Genomic DNA, 21,275 nt, shown 5'->3' with positions numbered 1-21,275 from the left:
GTATTTTAATTGGTTATTATAATTCTTTCACACGAATGTTACGGAACCAAACATCGTTTCCGTGGTCTTGTATGCCAATCAATCCTTCACGGTTAGCACCTCCACAGTCGTTGAGGAACCTGAAAGCAATGGGCCATGCCTTTTCACTGAACTTGCTCTTCTGCAAGAGTTCAGTCCATTCGGGTGTCCACAATTTGTACTGCAATACCTGAACGCCGTTTTGGAAATGTGTAACTGTACCGTTCAATACACGGATTTTTACATGGTTCCACTGTCCATAAGGTTTTGCATTCTGTGGTTTAGCAGGAATCATGTCGTAAAGCGATGAAGATTTACGATTGCCGTCAACGCCCAATTTTGCGTCTGGATGGTTCTCATTATCGAGAACTTGGCACTCTGGACAGGAGATATAGATAGGCTGCAACTCACCCTTCTCATTGACCGTTTCTTGTGCCAAGTAGAAAATTCCAGAGTTAGCTCCCTTTCCAACCTTCCATTCCATGTCCAATTCAAAGTTCTTGAACTTGTGTGCAAACACCAAGTCGCCACCTTCTTTGCCTTTAGATTCAGGACTCTCGTTGCCGATAAAGTGAATGGTACCATTATCAACAATCCAGCGTGAAGGCACGTATGTCTTGCCATAGCCACGCCACCCCCTCAACGTTTTGCCGTCAAAGATGTTGATAAAGCCTTTTTTGTCGACCTTGAAAGTATGTTTTTCCCACTTCTCGGGGCCTTGAAAGCCTTGCGAGAAATACAATGTAACCGCTCCTTTGTTGCCATAGTTTGATTTTGGTGTTGCCGCCGAAGCGTTCAACACCAAAAAGCACCATGCAACAGTTAATAACAAATGTTTCATGTATGATCCTATTTCTTTTATACGTTAGGTATTTCAGGAAGTTTCCAACCCTGGCGATATACTGGTTTGATGAGGCGTGCAGCCCATTCATTAGCATTAACTGGGTTGGTATATGTACGGTCGAATGTTGGATGACCGTCATGAATTTCAAACTTATCCTCTATGACACTACGCAAAGTTGCATTTGCCGGGATATTGGTGAAGCGCATGTTCCTTGCATCATACTTCAGCCACTGCCCAAGGTCTTGCAGACGAACAGCAGCACAACCCAAGACAATCGCTTCGTTCATAGGAGCCGCAAACTTGAAATCTGACTCGCTAGGAATACGGTTCTCTGGACTTTCTTTACAAGCTCTAATCCAGTCTTGCTGGTGATTATCGTTCTTAACGATACGGTTTAGTTCGGGTACGACCGGCTTTCTGCCAGACAACAAGTAAGGCTCATAGCCGTAACACTCTGCAACCAACGTATCTTTAGAACCGTAGAAGATACAGCAACCGTCAGCCTTTAGCTTCTTTCCTTGAGGCATTCCATCTGGATATTGTGGTATCAACCCACCATCATACCATGCCAACTCAACCTCTGGGAGAGCCAATTTAGGCATGTTTTCACGAGCAGCAAAGCGATAAGTAATCTTCTCTGCAGACGGACAAGAGTCGGTCATCAACATGGTTGAGCTGCCAATCAATTCAGCAGGGGCGCCAAGGTTCAATCCCTTGAAGGCTACTTGCAGGATATGGTTAGCCATATCACCTAAAGCACCTGATCCAAAGTCCCACCATCCACGGAAGTTCCATGGTGTATAGGCTGCATTGAAATCACGGTATTGTGCCGGACCAATAAAGGCATCCCAGTTCATCGTAGAAGGAATAGCCATCTTCTCTGTAGGAGTTGGCATACCTTGTGGCCAGATAGGACGGTTTGTAAATGCTTCAATGCGCCTTACCTCACCAATTTCACCGTTCCAAAGCCAGTTCAATGCCTGACGGGCACCACTGCTGGAAGCACCTTGGTTACCCATCTGGGTTGCCACCTTATATTTCTTTGCAAGCGCAGCCAGCAAGCGCGATTCGTAAGGATAGAGTGTCATTGGCTTCTCTACATATACGTGTTTGCCTGCTGTAATGGCATCGGCGCAAATAATGGCGTGTGTATGGTCGGCCGTAGCACACATCACAGCATCTGCACTTTTAAGCATCTCGTCGAACATCTTACGATAATCGTTGTAGCGCTTTGCCTTAGGATACTTGTCAAAGACATGCTTAGCATACTTCCAGTCAACATCACAAAGGCCAATGATGTTCTCTGTTTCCATGGCACTGAGGTCAGCGGCACCACGTCCTCCGATACCAACACCGAGGATATTCAGTTTGTCACTTGGTGATTTTTTTCCGCGTGCTTTACCCAACACCGTGTTTGGTACGATGTTTGGAGCCACAATCATTCCCGCCAATGCGGCGCTTCCTCTCTTAAGGAAGTCTCTTCTTGAAATGTCTGCCATAATTGTTTAGTTTGGTTAATATAGATATACAATTTACGTTGATTAAACTTCTGAGTTACTAGGTAGTAGTCCATATCCATCGGTCATGTGCCTTCTGCGGTACCTGATTTGTTCCAATGTTTCTAGATTTCCGATGGCTGGAAGGTCGTGTTTGGCCGCATCGTCCAGACAATCCCATGCGAATTTGGATGCGATGGCCGAATCTTTGAAGGTGGGTAGATGCGAGTCACGTACTCCTGTTTCTATCGAGTTGGCCATGCGCTCAATGAGCACATCAATATTCTTACCACCAAAAGGCTTTTCAATATGCAGTGTTTCGTTCACCCCTCGCACGTCAACAACTGCTGTTTGGAAGTCGTGCGTCATGTGAGCAATACCTTTTGTTCCGATAATGTCTATATAAGAATTGTGTGTCTGATCCTTCGAAAGCTGTCCGTAGACAAAACCTTGCGTGATGTCAAACACGATGCCGTTTTCAAAGGTACCATGTACCTGCAACCACCAAGGATCCTTGTAATCCCACATTCGAATGCCTTGGGCATGATAGGTCTTGAATTCGCTGCCAGCATACCATCGCGCCACGTCCACATAGTGCATACCACAGTCGTGAAAGCACGGTCCTTCCGACTCATGTCCTTCACCCGGAGCCAAGCCTGGCGTCATGTGACAAATACGAAGAATGGCCAAATCACCTAATTCTCCGCTAGCCACAATATCCTTCAACTCGCTGTGATACCAAGAATTACGCAAGTACATGTTCACCGTACAGATGCCATCGTAATTTTCTGTCATCTGCACACAGGCTTCTTCTGCTTCTACAGTGTCAGCAATAGGCTTTTCTGCAATGATATGTTTTCCCTTGGCTACAGCTAAGGCAATGCGATCTCTACGATCACTTGCAAATGCGCTTAAAACAACCAGCTGTACGTTAGGGTCATCGAAAACCACATCGCTGTTGGTGATAACTTTTGAACTTGGAGACAATTCACGCGCCAATTTACAGCAGCCTTCATTAATATCACATATATATACTACGTCATATCGGGCACTCTTTTGAAACTCCTGAAGGTAAAACCTTCCCATTCGACCGAACCCGATAATCGCAACTTTTATTTTCATCCGAAAAAATTACCTAAAGAATTTTGAGTTATTAAAAATTTAAGTGTTTGCAAATATAGCTAAAAATAACAGGAAAAGGCAGTGTTTCTGTCAAAAAAATAGTTAATATTTACAACGGCACACCGTTTGGAAAGTAACCAACAATCACAGCTATCAAGTTGTAAGTGAACCAATACGATTAGCTGCAGCTTTGATCTTTTGGGTGATATTTTCACGGCCGCACCTATATAATTCATTTTTAATATTTATCTTTGTCCTGCGAAAAAGGCATGTATGACTATTCAAACGCAGAGAGTTGTAGCGCCATACCTGCCTACTGAAAACAACTGACCCATGAAGATAGTAAAACCAAAAAAGAACTTAGGACAGCACTTCCTGACCGATTTGAGCATTGCCAAGCGCATTGCCGATACCGTTGACGCATGTCCAAGCATCCCCATACTGGAGATAGGCCCCGGCATGGGCGTGCTGACACAATATCTTGTTGAGAAACCACGGGAAGTAAAAGCGGTCGAGATAGACCGCGAGTCGGTAGCATATCTTAGGGAGAACTTTCCCAAACTGCGTGACAACATCATCGGACAGGATTTCCTACGTATGGACCTCCACCAGGTGTTCGACGGCCAACAGTTTGTTTTGACGGGTAATTATCCGTATGACATCTCCTCGCAAATCTTCTTTAAGATGCTCGACTACAAAGACCTCATCCCCTGCTGCACCGGCATGATACAGCGCGAAGTGGCACAACGCATCGCTTCTGAGCCTGGCAACAAGGCGTATGGCATCCTGTCGGTATTGATACAAGCGTGGTATCACGTGGAATATCTGTTCACGGTAGACGAACATGTGTTCAATCCGCCACCCAAAGTAAAGAGTGCGGTCATACGCATGACGCGAAACGAGGTGCACGATTTGGGTTGTGACGAAATGTTCTTCAAACGAGTTGTCAAAACCGTTTTCAATCAACGGCGCAAAATGTTGCGGGTAAGCTTGCGACAGCTATTCCCGGGTGAGGGTGCGTCCGCCGAATTCTATGCAGGAGAACTGATGACCAAACGGCCCGAACAGTTGTCCGTGGCACAGTTCGTCGCATTGACAAACCAGGTGGAAGTCGAGCTGAAGCGCCTCCATCAACAAGGATCATGCTGAGCCAAAAAACCTTCAAACAGGGATAAAACACAACTCTACAGACTGAAAAAAAACAACTACACCGCCCCTCGTTAGTCCCATAACGTAAAACAATTTCCAGCAAACAGTTGTTTATTTCCTGGTAATTGCTTATTTTTGTACAATACTAACTCTAATGCAAGAAAAGATATGATTGACGTAAAATCTACATTACAAGGCGCCGAAGAGCGCATGCAGATGGCTACCACATTTTTAGAAGAGCAATTGAACCGCATTCGTGCGGGACGCGCAAACGTAGCTATCTTGGACGGAGTGATGGTCAGTTCGTACGGATCCATGGTTCCTCTCAACCAAGTTGCCAACGTTTCTGTTCCTGATGCGCGCACCATCGCCATCAAACCGTGGGACAGAAAGGCCATTCGGGACATCGAAAAGGCCATCATGGATTCTGACGTGGGCATCACACCAGAGAACAATGGCGAGATAATCCGCCTGGGAATCCCTCAACCTACTGAGGAGCGTCGTCGTGATTTGGTGAAGCAGTGCAACAAGATAGGCGAAAAATCGAAGATAGAAGTGCGCAACGTGCGCTCTGAAATCAAAGACAAACTCAAGAAAGCCATTAAAGACGGACTGTCGGAAGATGCGGGAAAGGACGCCGAGAACGAATTGCAAAAGATTCACGACAAGTTCATCAAGCAGGTAGATAATCTGCTGGAAGACAAGACAAAAGAAATCATGACGGTGTAGGGAATTTGAGTTGATGAGTTTGTAAGTTGATGAGTTAATGAGTATATAAGTTTGTGAGTTGATGAGTTTGTAAGTTGATCCGTTTATTGAGTCATGAACTACTCGTCCCTCAAAATTCCAACTCTTTTGTGAAGAATGATAAAAGAGAAAGTCACAAGACTATCCAACCGTATAAAAGTCTATCCACTCCCCTCTCTTTTGGAGAGGGGCAGGGGTGAGGCTTTAAACTAAATCCATCCATGCACGGCCTCATTATCAGGAATACAGGAAGCTGGTACACCGTCAAGACCGATGACGGACGTATCGTAGAATGCAAGGTGAAAGGTAACTTTCGATTGAAAGGTATCCGCAGCACCAGTCCTGTAGCGGTGGGCGACTATGTTGACATCATCATGAACGCCGAGGGAACTGCACTAATTAGTGCCATAGACGACCGCAAAAACTACATCATACGCAAAGCATCTAATCTCTCCAAGCAAAGCCAAATCATCGCTGCCAACCTCGACCAGGCTCTTCTCATCATCACCATCAAGCAGCCGGAAACCTCCACTACTTTCATTGACCGATTCCTCGCCGGAGCTGAAGCCTATCGGGTACCCGTAGTCTTGGTGTTCAATAAGACCGACTTGCTCAACGATGACGAACGTCGCTACCAACAACAAATGGTGACACTGTACGAAACCATCGGCTATCCGTGTATCGAGATATCGGCTGAAACGGGCATGGGCATCGACCAGTTACAAACACTCCTAAAACAAAAGGTAACGCTGGTCAGCGGGAATAGCGGTGTAGGCAAATCGACCCTCATCAACGCCATCATCCCACACGCCGATCAACGTACGGCCGAAATCAGCAACGCGCACGGCACAGGCATGCACACCACCACTTTCAGCGAGATGATAGAACTGGCAGAGGGTGGTTACCTGATTGACACACCGGGCATCAAAGGCTTCGGAACCTTTGACATCGAGCGAGAAGAACTGACAAGCTATTTCAAGGAAATCTTCGAGTTTTCCAAAGATTGCAAATTCAACAATTGCACACACACACATGAACCTGGCTGTGCGGTGATACAAGCTATTGAGAATCATTACATCTCCGTCAGCCGCTATCAGAGTTATCTCAACATGTTGGAAGATAAAGATGACAGCAAATATCGTGCGGCCTATTAGCATAGAGCCATCCGGACAAAATCCTCACACACGACCTTATAGACCGAATGGCACTCGCATGGAGTGCCATCCTATCTACACATGAAAAGCAATACAAGCTGCTTTATTCGTACATTCTTTTTAATTTAATCACATTTTGTCCTAAGAAGTAACAACTTCAGGAAACAAACGACAAACTATATTACGCCCCTAATCCTGTCGTCAAAAGCTGAAAGGGCAGCCTTGGCACCTTCGCCCATGGCAATCATGATTTGTTTATAAGGTACGTTGGTCACGTCTCCAGCGGCATAAACACCAGATACGGAAGTCCTACAATAGTTGTCTACTTCTATCTCGTGACGTTGATTTAACGGAAGAGCCTCACGGAAAGGGTCGGCATTGGCAGCCAATCCTATCTGTACAAAGATGCCGTCTACTGCTATGTCACGTTCTTCATCGTTATTGCGGTTCTTCACACGAATGGCTGTTACTTTCTGTCCGTCGCCCAAGATAGCCGTAGTTTGTGCCATGGTGTATATTTCCACGTTATCCAAACTCTTCGCTTTTTCTTGTAAAACGGTGTCAGCTCGTAAGGACTCGCCAAATTCAAGCAGGGTTACCTGTTTGCAGATGCCCGCCAAATCGATAGCCGCTTCTACGCCAGAGTTACCTCCTCCGACCACTGCCACATGCTTGTTCTTATAGAAAGGACCGTCGCAGTGGGGGCAGAAGTGTACACCATGCCCCATATACTTAGCCTCGTCTTGTACGTTGAGCTTTCTCCAACTTGCACCTGTAGCAATGATGACCGCAGGTGAGATAAAGATTTCACCGCCTTTTACATGTACCTTTTTTAGTTCTTCGTCGAAAAATGCCTTGTCAACCCTTCTGTTGTCAAACACATCAATAGGGTATTCCTTGAGGTGTGTAAGGAGATTGTCAGCCATCTTCGCTCCTGTTGTCTTGGGAACAGAGATGAAGTTTTCGATACCAACCGTATCTTTCATCTGTCCACCGATGTTATTTGCAATGACAGCTACATGCAAACCCTTGCGTGCAGAATAAATAGCTGCCGACGCTCCAGCAGGACCACCTCCCACAACCACGACATCGTAACGGCGTTCTACAGGTTCTTGGTTCTCATCCTCTTCGCTGCCAATCATGTCTTCTAATTTGGTGAGCAGCTCTCCCAAGCTGCCTCGTCCAATGTGCAATAATTCTCCGTTGGCGTATACAGTTGGTACAGCTTGAATATTCAAGCTGTCCACCTCGTCTTGAAACAAGGCACCATCTACCATTTCGTGCGAAATTTTTGAACTGGTCAGCGCCATGACGTTCAACGCCTGTACGATGTCGGGACAGTTGGTGCAGGTTAACGAGACGTATGTTTGCAGTTTGATGTTTCCTTTGAGACGTTGAATACGCTTGCAAATCGCATCATCGGGCAGGTTTTTGCCCTTGCCATCGGCATTTAGGACAGCCAAAAGAAGTGATGTAAACTCATGACCGTTGGGTATGCCACGAAACATAACGCCTGTTTCTTCATTGTCTTTCAGCAGAGAGAACTGAATAGTCATGTCATCGGTCTCCGCAAATTGTGCCGTAAAAAGCTGGGATGTGGAGACAAAGTCATTGATGAATTCTTTTAGTTCTGCGGCTTTTTCATGTTGCGGATGCGCCGTTACTTTGAAAGTATATTGATGGGTTAAATCTTTGAAGACATCTTTAACCTGTTGTAAGATGGTTGAATCTAACATTGTGCTATAAATTGTTTATATATGGGTAATTTTTTATTATGTTTCTAACAGAAATGTAAAAGGTATAAAAAAAGGTAGCTTGAGAAAGCAACGACGATACTTAGTTCGTAGGTGTTTTCTCTCAGCTACCTTTCAAGTTGGGTTCCTGTTTCTTTCTACAGTTTTCCTACCAAATCAATACTTGGCTTCAATGTCTCTTCACCCTGCTTCCACTTAGCTGGACAAACTTCACCTGGGTGAGATTCTACGAACTGTGCTGCTGATACCTTACGTACCAACTCGTCAGCATTGCGACCAATACTGTTGTCTTGAATCTCTGCAATCTTAATCTTGCCCTCTGGATCTACCAAGAAAGTACCGCGGTAAGCTACACCTTCATCCTCTTTGTACACGCCAAAGCCTTTTGCCAATACTGCCAATGGGTCGGCAAGCATGGTGTAGTTAATCTTCTTGATGCTGTCAGATGTGTCGTACCATGCTTTGTGTACAAAGTGGGTATCGCAGCTAACAGAGAACACCTCTACGCCCATCTTCTTTAATTCTTCGTACTTGCCTGCCAAGTCAACCAACTCGGTTGGACATACAAAGGTGAAGTCGGCTGGGTAGAAGAAGAAGATGGCCCATTTGCCCTTGATATCTTCGTTTGAAACCGTCTTAAACTCTCCTTTTTGGAATGCCTGAACCTTAAACTCAGGAATTTGTGCATTGATTATTGTTTCCATATTTATTCTATTTATTTAATATTAAACAATGAATGGATAACTTACCATTTGTAATTATTACAAAATTAATCATTAAATGATAAAAACAAGAAACTTCTAACGACAAAAATGAGAATAATAACTATAATTACAGTTTCTTCTTCAATCTTAACAGATTTATAGATACATTGCATCTTCCTAGTTGTACCCCCGCATATAAAATCGGCAATCTGCCACAGCGTCGAGAGTCGCAACTTCCTTGCCCAAGTCATCGAAACAATCAACATCAGCAACGCTTACAGCACAAACATGCACACCACCTCTTTCAGTAAGATGACAGAACAGATTGAGGATGACTACCTGGTCAACACATCAGAAAATATTATAAACAATGTGTAGCAACTAATGAACAACGAAATATTTTGCCAAGCACCCTCAATACTCGCGTATTTGCGACTAACAGAAGGACTGAACAAAAAAACGCTCAAAATTCGCGTTTTTCGCATCTCATTATCATACAAGATGTTACGGAATCTCGTCAGTTGCCATTTTTCAATAGCATTGCTTTACTTCATCAAAAGCATGCTTATTGGCCCTCAAACTCTATGCTTTTAGGATTCTATTGCATGTAAATATGGAGCTCAAATCATACAAACAGCACACTAAAAAGCATACAATGACCTCATTTTTTACTTGTTTTTTGCTTTTCAACGCTTCATAACAAGCTGACAGGCAACATATTTTTTCTATTTCACAACTTGTAAATTTTGAAATAAATTAACAGTCGTGTAAATCTTCGGAACATTTCTCCACGCAGCGCATAGTGCCCCTTGGAGCAGAACGCTGGTGCAATAACAGAAACAAAGATAGCCAATCTATGCGACGGATTCAAGGGCGTTAACGGATGTAATCCAAGCAAAAAGCCTAGCTTGAACAAGCTCAAGCCAGGCTTTCAATATACGTCTTACTCAGCGACTACCTCAATACCTTACGAATTTCTGATGGAAGTTTACCAGAAAGTGGATGGTTACGAAGCTGCTTTCTCACTTTTTCGAGAACCGCTTGCTTAGAAACTTCGTCTTGATTGGCAGACTTGCCAAATTCGAGAATGGTACCCTTGGCTGACTTTGGAGTAATCTCCAACATGAAAGGCTTATAAAAGAGAGATGCCACGCCCTGGTAACTTTTCTTCGTTACCTTATTGGAATTGAAGATAAAGAAGCCCAATGCATTGGCATCGTACTCGGCCGTCGGATCCTTCGTCAACTGCTTAATAAGGGCATCATTAAATTTGTTGTCACCCATAAAAGCGATTGTTGCGTTTTGTTTTTCACTATAGTCAAAGTATCCAGAGATACTCAACTTTGACTCTGCGCTTGCAAACGCAAAACTTATCTCGTTCTTCTCGAAGGAGGCCAGGTACGCATAATCAACTACACCTGAGAAAACATGGTAGTAATTGTAATACATACCCATGCGTTCACCTGCGTTAATATCGAAACTCAACGAACCTTCATCGAGCTTCATCGGTAAAATCCAGTTGGTATCAGGGAAATAAATCAGCAACTGCCCTTTCACTTCAGCCACCATCACCTTCACAACAGAGAATACTTCATCGATACTCTTCGTGTTCTCTGTAACCTTAGACAAATCGTAACCACCAAGATAGTAAGTCTTGTTAACGATGTCTTTCTTCTCTCCCTGACACACATAGATAGAGTCTGTATAAGGTCCAGTAGTGTACTTAATGACACCAGACCGGATATGTCCCGTCTTGTTCTCAGAGAGTTTGATGTTGATGGTTTCATCATTGATGCTTGCCTCAGCCCAATCAAGCCCCTTGATGGAGAGGTTAGACCCTTCGTTCTTCACTGGGATGCTAATGGTTCTGGCTGCATCGTTATAGATAAATTGAGATGTTTTACCACCGTATTTGAACATCATTCCACGTTGTTGAACGGTAACCTGCGTGGAATCACCACCACATTTGATAGTTAATAGTGCCGAACGCCCTTCCAACTTAGGATTTTTCTTAACGCTCACATCAACCTTGTTGCCGTTGACAACTGCCGAAGCCCATTGGGCATCAACAGACACCGTTGCTGTTGAAGGTGCTTCAAACACTAGCGTGCCAGTACCGGCAGCTGCAGAAAACACAAGGTTAGAGCTGGTTACCTTGACAGTAGACGCGCGGGAATACTCGCTGCCAACTTGATCTTGATCGTCGCTACATGCACTAAAAGCCAATGTAAAGGCCGCAAGTAGCAGGAAACTATATATTTTCTTCATGTTGCTTGATTTATTTTTCAATCATTTTGATAGATGCTGGTATGGAAGAACGCTTTACCTGAGGAATTCTTTCTTCCAGTCCATAGAAGCTCTTGGCAGGCTGACTCTTGTTCTTCAACTTGACAATGATAGGCGACTGAAACCAGAACAGGAAGCCAGCCATATCTTTCAAAGACTTTGGAGTCTCAATCTCAGAAGCAAAGAGTAGCAGTCCTTCAATGGGATAATCATTAACCTTTCCTCCGAAGATGGCATAGGTACCATTCTTCTCGTCATGCTGGAACGGCGCTGACATATAGGCCCGGGGGTCCCATGTTCCCTGACTTCCTTCGCCAAACAAGAGAACGCCTATCATATAATAGGTAGAGTTGAACCTGCCTAGGTTTCCACCTTGTATTCTCAACGAACCAGTAGCCTGGTCAAAGGCCACAGGAATGCTGTAAGTCTTTTTGTCCTCTGGGTCCATGAAAGTAAACTTCATATCCTTGCCGGATACAGACAGCGATGCCTTTGTCATTTTTTGGTTTCCTTTATTGTCCTTATAAATGAATGCATAGTTGCCAGTCACATCGCCAACCTCACATTGTGTCACGACGAACGATGAATGGTAGTTGCCATTCACAACAAAGACTTCGGCTGAGCGAACGTCACCTGTGGTATTTGGAGTCATACTAACAGTCAGGTCGTTGCCATTGGTCGTCACGTTTACCCAGTCGGCACTCGTAACAAATTTGAATTCTCCTAGCTTATCAATATTGCGATAGGTTCTGCTGAAGGCCTCATCATCCGAACCGATACTCTTGATTGCATCAACGACTATCTGCGGATTCTGCCAACCCTTAGACAAATCAATCTTGTCAGCAGCCAATGAGAGTTTTTCCTTAGAGTAAGTCAACTCGGAAACCGATACGCCATTAACCGTTAGCGGTTCGTACAGTCGCAACCCGTTGTCGGTATAGTTGTAGGCTGTTTCAAGGGTGTCGGTGTCCGTCGTAATGATAAGCTGGCGAGCAACAACATCATATTCAAAATGAGCTTTTTTTCCGCCTATAGTGCCATCAGAGCCAATGAGGTTGAAATTATCGCCCACGTCGACCACTTTTTTCTGGTAGGCTGCGGCACTCTCTTTCAGACGGCGCATGTACATCACATTCTGCGATCGCTTGCCATGGAACTTGATGGCATCCTGCCCAATGCTGTCGATGACAAACTCAAAGTCACCGCCATAGGCTTCATTCAATTCAGACGAAGGCGTTGCGAAGAAGTGCATCATCGGGCTATATGTGTCAAAAGACAACTCCGGCCCATTGTTTGTCTTCATGGCATAGAGGCAAGTTTCCTTCGCATCTGGATTAATCTCGGATCTCACTTCAGCCTCATCCTTAGTAAACTTCAATGTGTAAGTGAAGCCGCCATACTTGCGGTGTGTTTCAGGATAATATTCAAGTACCCAGCCATTCTCCGAACTCATCAACACACGCTGTGCCTCATTCAGGTAGTTTTCCATACGAGCGGCTGAAGACTCGTCAAACACATCCTCTTGATCTTTCAAGCACGACTGGAACAGCAGTGCCGAAAGCATCAAGGCCAAGCTTGTCAATATTTTATTTGTTTTCATCATGATGATCTCCTTTACTTATCTATTTTCAAATCGGTCAAGTTCACATATCCATTGATGACATCACCCTCACGACGCAAAATCTCATCGCGAAGCACATCGATATCAATGTTAAATTCGTCACGCATGTAAACCCTTACCATCTCTAATTTCTTGGCAATGTGTCCAGCACCTGGTGCTTCCACTTTGGTCTCAGGATCTTTTGCTCCTGCCTCTGCCATCCACTTCGCCCACTGCTCAGGTGTATTCGTGATGTACATAGACAACATCTCGGCAAAGTCTTCACGAGCCTCCATCTGCGAATAAGCAGAGATGAAGCCGCGCTGTAGATAGCCTGTCTGTCCTTCGGGTGAGCTCCACGCGTCGCCGATATACAGACTTCCGTTCACCTTCTGGTACTCAGCTGTGTAGTTCTTCGTCTGATTCAAAATGTGCGTGAACTCATGATGGATGGTACGCAGATAATACGTGTTCAAACTTTCAACCGTTGTAGAAAGTTTATTCAAATGATTTGTACCAGCCAAGAATATTTTCTTTCCGCCTTCTGCTGTACCCAAAATCATAGTACCGTTGTTACGATACTGGAACTCACCTGTTGCATAGAACAACTTGGGGAAGTATGTTCTGGTGAAATCCACTCCTGCCACTTGGTCATATGCCTCAATACTGGCATACTTCACGATGTGTGCCAGTTTCACAGCTTGCTCATAGTCGGCAGGCACATTGTAATAGTTCATGTCCGTTTCATTATGATCGTACCGGTACACGAACTGAATGTTGTAGGGATCTGTTAAATTTGCCTTGATCCACTTGTCGAAGTCGGTTTGCTTTACATTTGAGTCAACGATGACACTTTCTGCCTCGAGCTTGTCCTCCGAACAGGATCCAAACCCTAAGCATACCAGGCAAAGCGACGCGCATACTATATATTTTTTCATATACATATTCGTTTTTATTGATTAAATTAACGTGGATTAGCCTCAACACCGGCCTGACGAATATCCAATGGTATCTGGACGGCACGGCGATTATCATCCTTCTTCAACACATCTGTCAACGTAGCTGGCTTTCCATCGGGACCCATGGTTCGGCGAACGATTTCAATACCATAACGCTTCACGTCAAACCAGCGCAATCCCTGATGAAGAGTTTCCATACGACGGAAACCCAATACACACTGCAACATCGTTTCCTGCACGGATCCTTCTGCGTCAATGGCGAATGCCGGATGCAGATGTTTCTTCACAGTTGACGCCATCTTCGAAGCATCGTCGTATGAATAGGGAACAGATTTATAGAAATTCTGTATCTTTTCTGGTGTCAACGTCACATCAGTTTTCACAATATTATGCATCCACATATCAAGGTCGGCCGCAGCCTTATCGTATTGTTTCAGCATGATGTAAGCCTCTGCACGGTTCAGCAGCACTTCATCCGTAGTGAAAACCACGTTCACCGTGTGGGGAAGACCGGTCCTCGCAACAGGGTCATCAATTTCGAACAGGTAAGGCAACTTCCATATTTGCACTACATCAAAGTTGTTACCTCTGCGTGAAAACGGTTTATAATAGAATCCACCTCTGCCCCAAACATTAGTTGCCTCGAAGTCTTCGTTGTTGGAAATATATGAGCCATGTGCGTAACGCTTAAAATATGTATACGGACCAAAGAATACACCCAGCTGAGAAACATGCGTACTTATCATCAGGTTGGCAGCGACATCTGCTGCAACATAATGCTGTGAGATGGCATCGAAGTCAGAGGTCATTTCGCTCATGGCTTTCCAGTCACGAAGAGTTGCTGCCGCATTGCTGCCCAAACACATGTCAGCATACTTCACAGCCTCGTTCCATTTCTCATAATAAAGATAGAAACGGGTAGCGAAAGCGTATGCAGCCCGCTTGTTGAAGTGGTACTTCGGTACGGTATAGTTGTCCGTCACGAGGGGAAGCGCCTCTTTCAAGTCTTGCTCGATACGCGCATAGACCTCAGCAACGGTACCACGATTGTGTTTCTCGGTGATGTTTTCCACCTTGTCAGAGTAATGTATACCCAAAGCCTTACTGCCCTCACTGTAGTTCATGCAGAATTCATTAACGAGCAAGAAGTGTGCGTATGCCCGGCAAAGTAATGCCTCAGCTTTGGAGGTCTGCAATGCCTCTGTCTTGGCACCACCCATCTCTTCAATGGATGCCAGTGCTTGGTTGGCGCTTGCGATGGCATCATAACAAGATAGCCAAAATCTCATGGGCGACTCATTGTCACTCTCTGTCACGTCTTGCCAGAAGTAAACCTGGTCACCAAAGCGGTCACCGTTTGGATTTTTGTCGCCATAATAGTCTGCATTATCCGACATCGTCTCGTTGATCAACAGATTAGAGGAATGAGGATAAGCAGACACCAATAGATTGGCCACCTTCTTCTCGGTATCAATGGTCGTACGGTTATCTGGCAAAGTGTCCAGATACTCGCTGCACGAAGACAATGTCAGGGCCGAGAATGTCAAGGCCAATGCTGTATATGTTATTTTTATTGTTTTCATCTTTGCTGTATTTTAGAGTCCTAATCTAAGTGTGAGTGTGAACTGCTTTGGTACTGGAACGGCCACACCACCTGTATTAAAGAATTCAGGATCCTGCCCGTTCAGCTTGCTGTCTGCATAGAGCAAGAAGAGATTGGTGGCCTGAAGTTTCAGTGAGAGCGTGTTTACGTTCAGGAACTGGCGTACGCTGTTTGGGAAATCATAGCCCAAAGACAATTCTTTCATGCGGATAAAATCTCCCTTGGCGATACGCGCATCCGAATAGTTGTATGCGTTGTAAGCATAAGAAAGGTTTCTGTCGAACCTATTCTGCTGCGCACTTGCTATCACAGGGATGCTGGTCTTTCGCTCATCGCCAGACACTTCCCAGCGGTTACGGAACTCCTTTGGCATAGACGAGAGGTCGTCATATTCGTTGGAGAACACCGGATCCAGACGCACAACGTTGCCAAACGAATAGGTCAAGAACACGTTCAACGTCCAGTTTTTGTACCTGAAGATGTTGCCCAGCGAGCCTACGTCTGTAGGTTCAGCCGATCCTTCATATTTCAAGAACTTCACCTTTTCCGGATCACGTTCCTGGAAGTAGATGCCTGTTGTAGTGACATTGCCATTTTGATCGAGGAAGGTTGGCAATCCTTCGCGGTTCAACCCGCGGAATGGAACTGAGAATACCGAGCGCACAGGATAGCCTTCCTTGGCAAAACCTGTTCCCTGCACCATGTCAATAACACGAGACAGCGCATTGAGTTCAGTAATCTCGTTGTGCGAGTGTGAGTAGATCAAGTTGGTACTCCAAGTAAAGTCCTCCGTCTTGATATTGGTAGTAGAGAGCGAAAACTCCATACCATTCGACTTCATGGATGCCACATTGGCATACTGCGGGCCATACAACTCGGTGTTGGCAATACCAATCAAGTCGTAGTTGTTACGCCAGTAGAAGTCGGCACTCAGGTTGATGCGGTTCTTCAGGAAGCCCAAATCGAACCCAAAGTTCAGCTCGTGCTTTTTCTCATAGGTCAACTCCGGATTACCCAACACTTGGTCCAATCCCGGTTCCTGCACGTTGGTGAAGGGTCGCCATGGGTTGGAGCTGCGGAAAATAGGCAGGGCGTTGGTGATGGCAGGACGGTCACCCGTCAACGAGTAGCTCACACGGAACGTGCTGTGTGTTAGCACATCCTTGAACAAGCCTTCGTACCAACTTTCTTCATGTGCGTTCCAAGCACTCGAAAGGTTCCATGTAGGCATCCAGCGTGCACTGGTAGCCTTGCCCAGATAGTTGGTTCCTTCATAGCGAATGGTACCAGTCAACTGATAACGTCCTTTATAAGAATAGGTACCCGTACCAAAGAAAGCGGCACTGCGGATGTGGGTATTGTCCATCGTAAAATAATCAGAACCATTTTCCTGACCTTTTTTGAAAACCTGGTATGCATACAGCGGCACCTCGCCTTGGCTGTACTGCAAGCCCCAACCGCGGAACCAGGTAGACTTACGGTCAACCAAGTTGGTTTCCATACCGCCATAGAGGTTCAAGATATGCGTATCGTTGAACACGTCATTGTAGCTGGCTGAGAGTCGTGTGTCCCATCCAAAGAACCTGTTGTCGCGACGCTCGTAGATACCACCGTAAGGCAATACGGATATAGGAAGCGCATAGATATTATCTGGATCTTTGTACAAGAAGGGGTTTCTGTCACGAATTGCGGCCGTAGGCATGGCACGGTATGCCATAGCCTGGTTCGATTCGTCCAGAATGTTATGCTCCTGAGAGGTGGAAGAACTCTTAGCCGACCCCAACAGGGTTATCTTCAATTTCTGAATAGGCCTGTAGTCGATGCTGGCCTGTACACGGAAATCGGACACATGCAAATCCATATAGTTGTTATCCAACTCATGGAAGATGTTGAACGGGGCGTAGTTGCGAGTGTAAAATTCGTTTGGATCCAACGTACGCGAGGTGTTCAACGCATAGGAATATGGGTTGATATCGAAGTCGCGCTTCACCTCTCCAGTCACCAAGTCAACGTCCGAGTTCAACGTTCCTGGTGCCTGTTGCTTACGGTACGAGGCATTTCCAATCAAGTTGATGTCAAAATGCTTGTTGAGGTTGTAAGTGGTATTGATGTTAGCCGTGTATCGTTGCACCCTACTCTGCTTGGTCCATCCTGGGTCAAACATGGCCGAGAGAGAAGCATAATATTGCGATTTCTCCGTACCGCCCGAGATACTCACCGAGTGGTTGTGCATGATGGCTGTTGAGAACAAGTCCTTAAACCAGTTGGTGTTTCTAAATTCGGCCGCGCGCAGATAGGCGTTCTTGGCCTTCTCCGTGTTGGCCAGGGCAAACTGACCTGTCTCTTTGTTGTATTCCGACAACATTTGGTACATCTTACCATACACGCCACTGTTCATGGCGTTGGCCGTCTCAGCATAGTTCAAGAAGCCCTTCTTCTCCAACTCGCGGTAAATAGACATCTGGTCTTGCGAGTTCATGATGTTGAAGGTGCTGTAGGTAGGTCTCAGGCGCATGGTGTATTCACCGGTATAACTGATGTGCGACTGTCCGGCTTTACCCTTCTTGGTGGTGATGACGATAACACCAGCCATCGCACGTGCACCATAAATAGATGTAGCCGAGCCATCTTTCAATATCTGGAAGCTCTCAATATCGTCTGAGTTCAAGCCGGCAATGGCCGATGAAATCAGCGTGTTGGCATCTCCCGATGACAAATCTTCTGCCGAAACATCCACCACGTCCTCCATAATCACGCCGTCTACCACCCACAAAGGCTTTGAGCTACCGTGAATAGAGGTGGCACCACGCACGCGAATCTTGGGCGCCGTACCAAACGTACCAGATACGTTTTGCACGCTGACTCCGGCCGCACGGCCCTCCAGCGAGCGGCTGATGTCAGCCATACCGCTAATCTTCGCCTCCTTGGCGTCAATTTTCGTAGCGGCTCCGGAAAACAACCTTTTGTCTGTACTGGTCATACCCGTAACAACTACTTCATCCAAGACCAACTTCTGATCGGGTCTCAGCGTCACTTTCATTCCATTCTTCGCCTTCAGCGTTTGGGTCTCCATACCCACATAGCTGATCACAATGGTTGTGCCTTCAGCTGTGTTTAAGGTGAAGTGACCATCAATGTCAGTGACCGTTCCACCAACGGTAGTCCCTTTAATCAGCACCGACGCGCCAATGATGGGTTCACCGTCTTCACCGGAGATTACGGTTCCAGTAATTTTGGTTTGGGCAAAGACCATTCCTATGCATAGGAACAGGCCGACCATAACCATCCCAAGTCTTTTCTCCATAATTTCTCTCTTGCGTTAAAAATAATTATTTACTAAAATGAATCGCAAAGTTAGTACAATTTAACAAGAAACGCAAGAATAATATAGGAAAAGTAGGAAAATTAACATAAAAGAAAGAAGAAACAAGCAAAAACATCACTTTTCTTGTTTACAGCTTACAAATCGACACAACTACCAGTATATTTTTTCAACTAACATGTTATAATTTTCTTTATTTTGTTGATTAAAATTCATAAAAATTTGCATCGGCGTAGCTCTTTATCTACACAATCATCCACCAAAATAATAAGGTTGTTTGCTTTCGTGTGGATCATCTGAACGATGACGTCGTTATGCTGAAGAAAGCGTATCGACCAGTTGATGGAAATATCCCTACGCCGTGTGTCGTCCCTCACTCAAAACGAACAACAGAAGATGGCTAACTATCTGAAAATCAACAACATTAACTTAGCCCTCCAAAGTCAATGCTATTGGCCTTCAAAGTCAATGCTATTAGCCTCCAAAGTCAATGCTATTGGTCTCCAAAGTCAATGTTATTGGAACGGAAGAGCAAAAAGCCATGTGTCACGAAGGAAAAACACAAGCAATTTTACCCTATACGGTAATCTCAGCAGAACCAATGCACCGATGGTGCTGTTCATCGTATACCACGCAGAATTGTCCAGGTGCCACGCCGTGAATGGGCTGTGCGGCATGAACGATATAACAGCCTTCAGCCGTCTTCTCTATGGTTGCCGGATGATATTCGGGCGTATGTCTAATCTTGAATGTAATGTGTTCCATATCCAAAGGCTCGGTGAGGAAATGGAAATCGTGTACCTTAAAGTCCGACTTGTAGGCCGTCTTCGGGTCGTATCCCCTACTGACATAGAGCACGTTGGCCTGAACATCCTTCTTCACCACAAACCAAGGACCGCCTCCAAAGCCCAACCCGTGACGCTGACCGATAGTATGAAACCACAATCCGCGGTGCTCGCCAATCTTCTTACCCGTTTCTAATTCTATCACGTCGCCATGCTTTTCGCCCAGATAGCGGCGCAGGTATTCGTTGTAATCAATCTGTCCCAGGAAGCAAATGCCCTGACTGTCTCTGCGTTTGGCGTTGACAAGATGCTCACGTTCGGCAATCTCACGCACCTCATTCTTTTGATAATGCCCAATGGGAAACAAGGCCTTCTTGAGCTGCCAGTCGTAGATCTGAGCCAAAAAGTCGGTCTGGTCTTTCACAGGATCGGGACTGGTAACGAGCCACTTCTTACCATCAATCACCTCGGTTTGTGCATAGTGACCCGTCGCAATCAAGTCATACTGATGACCAACCTTTGCATCAAAGGCGCCAAACTTGATGAGTCGGTTGCACATCACGTCGGGATTGGGCGTGTAACCCGCCTTCACCTTCTCCATGGTGTACTTTGTTACCTCGCTCCAATACTCTTTATGACAATCAACAACCTGCAACCTGCAGCCGTATTTCGCAGCCACTGCGGTGGCCATCTCCAGGTCTTCTTCCGACGAGCAGTCCCACTCTTCGGCTTCCTCGGGGCCTATCTTGATATAAAAACAATCGGGATGCAGTCCCATTTGCGCCAATTCGTGTACCACGACCGAGCTGTCTACACCGCCCGAAAGCAGCACAGCGATTCGTTTGTCCTTGATATCAGCTACGTCGATTCCCATTTTTTGCCTCTCCTATGCTTAGTTTCATCGGCAAAGATACGCATTTTTGCCGGTATGGTTGGGTGGCTTTTCGTTTTTTACAAATATTACCACACGCAGCTGCAATATAAATGCAAAAAAAGAGTTATCTTTGTATCATTCTATAAACAAACTGAAATATGAAAAAGTTAGTATTTATGTTCGCTGCTGCAGCTATGTTCGCTGCCTGTCAGCAAAATGGTAAGAAAGCAGCCAATGCAGAAGGTACAGATTCTTTGGCAGCCGACACAATGATTGTAACCGACACACTGGTTTACGAAGGTGAAGGTCCTGCCGCTGATGGCACGTACCAGTACAGCCTTTCGCTCTACGGAGACAGCATCAAAGAGTTTGCTTACGAGCAGGTTGCTGTTACCCCGAAGGGTAAAGAAACCATGGCTCGCACCACTGGTGTAGCCAGACTGATTGAGAACAACGGCAAGAATTATGTACGCGTACAGTCAGAAAAAATGGATTCAGTGACCTTCCTTCAGTTGGACGATCAGACACTGCGTCTGGTATCCGACAAGTTTGAAGAAGCAGGAGAAGGTACCAATACCGACCTAAAGCTGAAGAAGTAAATCATACGACACAAGCGCATTTAAACCAACATGCCGAAGAGGGTTTTCCCTTCTTCGGCATGCTTATTTTCTCGAATCAGTCATTGCGTGTGAGCATACCCATGTTGCGGATTATAAATGAAGGTAAGAACATTCATCCATCTGCTAAGAAACAGGATGCTTAGGCGGTAGGCTCTTCAGCGTTTTCATCCGGCTTATCTTCCTCCACCACCTGTAGTTTTCGTTTTTTGAGTCGCCCATTCTTGCGTAAAGCCTCACT

The 21,275-nt window shown here is 45.5% G+C and carries 15 protein-coding genes; 4 read left to right on the top strand and 11 right to left on the bottom strand.

All coding sequences use genetic code 11. The features are described from left to right. Positions 1-16 precede the first annotated feature (16 nt). From HMPREF0650_RS06225 to HMPREF0650_RS06215, 3 genes are read right to left on the bottom strand one after another with little or no spacing between them, the layout of a single operon-like run. On the bottom strand, positions 17-859 hold the full coding sequence (locus tag HMPREF0650_RS06225; RefSeq protein ID WP_004349266.1) for a 3-keto-disaccharide hydrolase: 843 nt from the start codon (positions 857-859) through the stop codon (positions 17-19). A 17-nt stretch (positions 860-876) separates the two neighbouring features. Beyond that, positions 877-2,361 (bottom strand): glycoside 3-dehydrogenase, encoded by a 1,485-nt coding sequence (locus tag HMPREF0650_RS06220; RefSeq protein ID WP_004349265.1) that lies wholly within the window; start codon positions 2,359-2,361, stop codon positions 877-879. 42 nt (positions 2,362-2,403) lie between these two features. Then, on the bottom strand, positions 2,404-3,480 hold the full coding sequence (locus tag HMPREF0650_RS06215) for a disaccharide 3-dehydrogenase (protein WP_004349264.1): 1,077 nt from the start codon (positions 3,478-3,480) through the stop codon (positions 2,404-2,406). A gap of 333 nt (positions 3,481-3,813) precedes the next feature. Here HMPREF0650_RS06215 and rsmA point away from each other — a divergent pair, with 333 nt between their 5' ends. The 3 genes from rsmA (at position 3,814) to rsgA (ending at position 6,530) form a co-directional block, all read left to right on the top strand. Next, a complete protein-coding gene (gene rsmA / locus HMPREF0650_RS06210) occupies positions 3,814-4,629 on the top strand; it encodes a 16S rRNA (adenine(1518)-N(6)/adenine(1519)-N(6))-dimethyltransferase RsmA (protein WP_004349263.1) in 816 nt (271 codons plus the stop codon). Between the two features lie 168 nt (positions 4,630-4,797). After that, complete coding sequence (gene frr / locus HMPREF0650_RS06205; protein ID WP_004349261.1) at positions 4,798-5,358, top strand: ribosome recycling factor; 561 nt, start codon at positions 4,798-4,800, stop codon at positions 5,356-5,358. Between the two features lie 239 nt (positions 5,359-5,597). Continuing rightward, positions 5,598-6,530: a ribosome small subunit-dependent GTPase A gene (rsgA, locus tag HMPREF0650_RS06200; protein ID WP_004349260.1), complete on the top strand. Its 933-nt coding sequence runs from the start codon at positions 5,598-5,600 to the stop codon at positions 6,528-6,530. A 176-nt stretch (positions 6,531-6,706) separates the two neighbouring features. Here rsgA and ahpF read toward each other — a convergent pair whose 3' ends face one another. The 8 genes from ahpF to mnmA form a co-directional block, all read right to left on the bottom strand. Continuing rightward, the gene (ahpF, locus tag HMPREF0650_RS06195) at positions 6,707-8,266 is read right to left on the bottom strand and encodes an alkyl hydroperoxide reductase subunit F (RefSeq protein ID WP_004349258.1); all 1,560 of its coding nucleotides are present in this window, start codon (positions 8,264-8,266) and stop codon (positions 6,707-6,709) included. A gap of 155 nt (positions 8,267-8,421) precedes the next feature. After that, the gene (gene ahpC / locus HMPREF0650_RS06190) at positions 8,422-8,988 is read right to left on the bottom strand and encodes an alkyl hydroperoxide reductase subunit C (RefSeq protein WP_004349256.1); all 567 of its coding nucleotides are present in this window, start codon (positions 8,986-8,988) and stop codon (positions 8,422-8,424) included. A 954-nt stretch (positions 8,989-9,942) separates the two neighbouring features. Next, entirely contained in the window at positions 9,943-11,256 is a 1,314-nt protein-coding gene (locus HMPREF0650_RS12450) for a BACON domain-containing protein (protein ID WP_155813592.1), read from the bottom strand. Between the two features lie 10 nt (positions 11,257-11,266). After that, positions 11,267-12,877 carry a DUF4302 domain-containing protein gene (locus HMPREF0650_RS12445; RefSeq protein ID WP_004349253.1) on the bottom strand — a complete coding sequence of 537 codons (1,611 nt, stop codon included), beginning with the start codon at positions 12,875-12,877 and terminating at the stop codon, positions 11,267-11,269. Positions 12,878-12,888: 11 nt separating this feature from the next. After that, complete coding sequence (locus HMPREF0650_RS06170) at positions 12,889-13,812, bottom strand: zinc-binding metallopeptidase (RefSeq protein WP_040562665.1); 924 nt, start codon at positions 13,810-13,812, stop codon at positions 12,889-12,891. Between the two features lie 26 nt (positions 13,813-13,838). After that, complete coding sequence (locus HMPREF0650_RS06165; RefSeq protein WP_004349251.1) at positions 13,839-15,416, bottom strand: RagB/SusD family nutrient uptake outer membrane protein; 1,578 nt, start codon at positions 15,414-15,416, stop codon at positions 13,839-13,841. 12 nt (positions 15,417-15,428) lie between these two features. Next, positions 15,429-18,740: a SusC/RagA family TonB-linked outer membrane protein gene (locus HMPREF0650_RS06160; protein WP_004349249.1), complete on the bottom strand. Its 3,312-nt coding sequence runs from the start codon at positions 18,738-18,740 to the stop codon at positions 15,429-15,431. Between the two features lie 594 nt (positions 18,741-19,334). After that, the gene (gene mnmA / locus HMPREF0650_RS06155; protein ID WP_004349247.1) at positions 19,335-20,417 is read right to left on the bottom strand and encodes a tRNA 2-thiouridine(34) synthase MnmA; all 1,083 of its coding nucleotides are present in this window, start codon (positions 20,415-20,417) and stop codon (positions 19,335-19,337) included. Positions 20,418-20,575: 158 nt separating this feature from the next. Between mnmA and HMPREF0650_RS06150 the strand changes: the two genes are divergently transcribed. Continuing rightward, complete coding sequence (locus tag HMPREF0650_RS06150) at positions 20,576-21,016, top strand: hypothetical protein (RefSeq protein WP_004349245.1); 441 nt, start codon at positions 20,576-20,578, stop codon at positions 21,014-21,016. Positions 21,017-21,275: the final 259 nt, after the last annotated feature.

The organism is Hoylesella buccalis ATCC 35310, assembly GCF_000177075.1.
Lineage (GTDB): Bacteria > Bacteroidota > Bacteroidia > Bacteroidales > Bacteroidaceae > Prevotella > Prevotella buccalis.
The sequence above is the reverse complement of the archived record's forward strand: the minus strand, read 5'-3'. Positions and strand labels throughout refer to the sequence as shown.

Excerpts from the sequence above, each read along its gene's own strand:
- HMPREF0650_RS06165 (WP_004349251.1), bottom strand. The coding sequence starts at position 15,416 with ATGAAAACAATAAAAATAACATATACAGCATTGGCCTTGACATTCTCG.
- HMPREF0650_RS06225 (WP_004349266.1), bottom strand. The coding sequence starts at position 859 with ATGAAACATTTGTTATTAACTGTTGCATGGTGCTTTTTGGTGTTGAAC.
- frr (WP_004349261.1), top strand. The coding sequence starts at position 4,798 with ATGATTGACGTAAAATCTACATTACAAGGCGCCGAAGAGCGCATGCAG.
- HMPREF0650_RS06150 (WP_004349245.1), top strand. The coding sequence starts at position 20,576 with ATGAAAAAGTTAGTATTTATGTTCGCTGCTGCAGCTATGTTCGCTGCC.
- HMPREF0650_RS12445 (WP_004349253.1), bottom strand. The coding sequence starts at position 12,877 with ATGATGAAAACAAATAAAATATTGACAAGCTTGGCCTTGATGCTTTCG.
- HMPREF0650_RS06170 (WP_040562665.1), bottom strand. The coding sequence starts at position 13,812 with ATGAAAAAATATATAGTATGCGCGTCGCTTTGCCTGGTATGCTTAGGG.
- HMPREF0650_RS12450 (WP_155813592.1), bottom strand. The coding sequence starts at position 11,256 with ATGAAGAAAATATATAGTTTCCTGCTACTTGCGGCCTTTACATTGGCT.
- HMPREF0650_RS06220 (WP_004349265.1), bottom strand. The coding sequence starts at position 2,361 with ATGGCAGACATTTCAAGAAGAGACTTCCTTAAGAGAGGAAGCGCCGCA.
- rsgA (WP_004349260.1), top strand. The coding sequence starts at position 5,598 with ATGCACGGCCTCATTATCAGGAATACAGGAAGCTGGTACACCGTCAAG.
- HMPREF0650_RS06215 (WP_004349264.1), bottom strand. The coding sequence starts at position 3,480 with ATGAAAATAAAAGTTGCGATTATCGGGTTCGGTCGAATGGGAAGGTTT.
- ahpC (WP_004349256.1), bottom strand. The coding sequence starts at position 8,988 with ATGGAAACAATAATCAATGCACAAATTCCTGAGTTTAAGGTTCAGGCA.
- HMPREF0650_RS06160 (WP_004349249.1), bottom strand. The coding sequence starts at position 18,740 with ATGGAGAAAAGACTTGGGATGGTTATGGTCGGCCTGTTCCTATGCATA.
- rsmA (WP_004349263.1), top strand. The coding sequence starts at position 3,814 with ATGAAGATAGTAAAACCAAAAAAGAACTTAGGACAGCACTTCCTGACC.
- ahpF (WP_004349258.1), bottom strand. The coding sequence starts at position 8,266 with ATGTTAGATTCAACCATCTTACAACAGGTTAAAGATGTCTTCAAAGAT.
- mnmA (WP_004349247.1), bottom strand. The coding sequence starts at position 20,417 with ATGGGAATCGACGTAGCTGATATCAAGGACAAACGAATCGCTGTGCTG.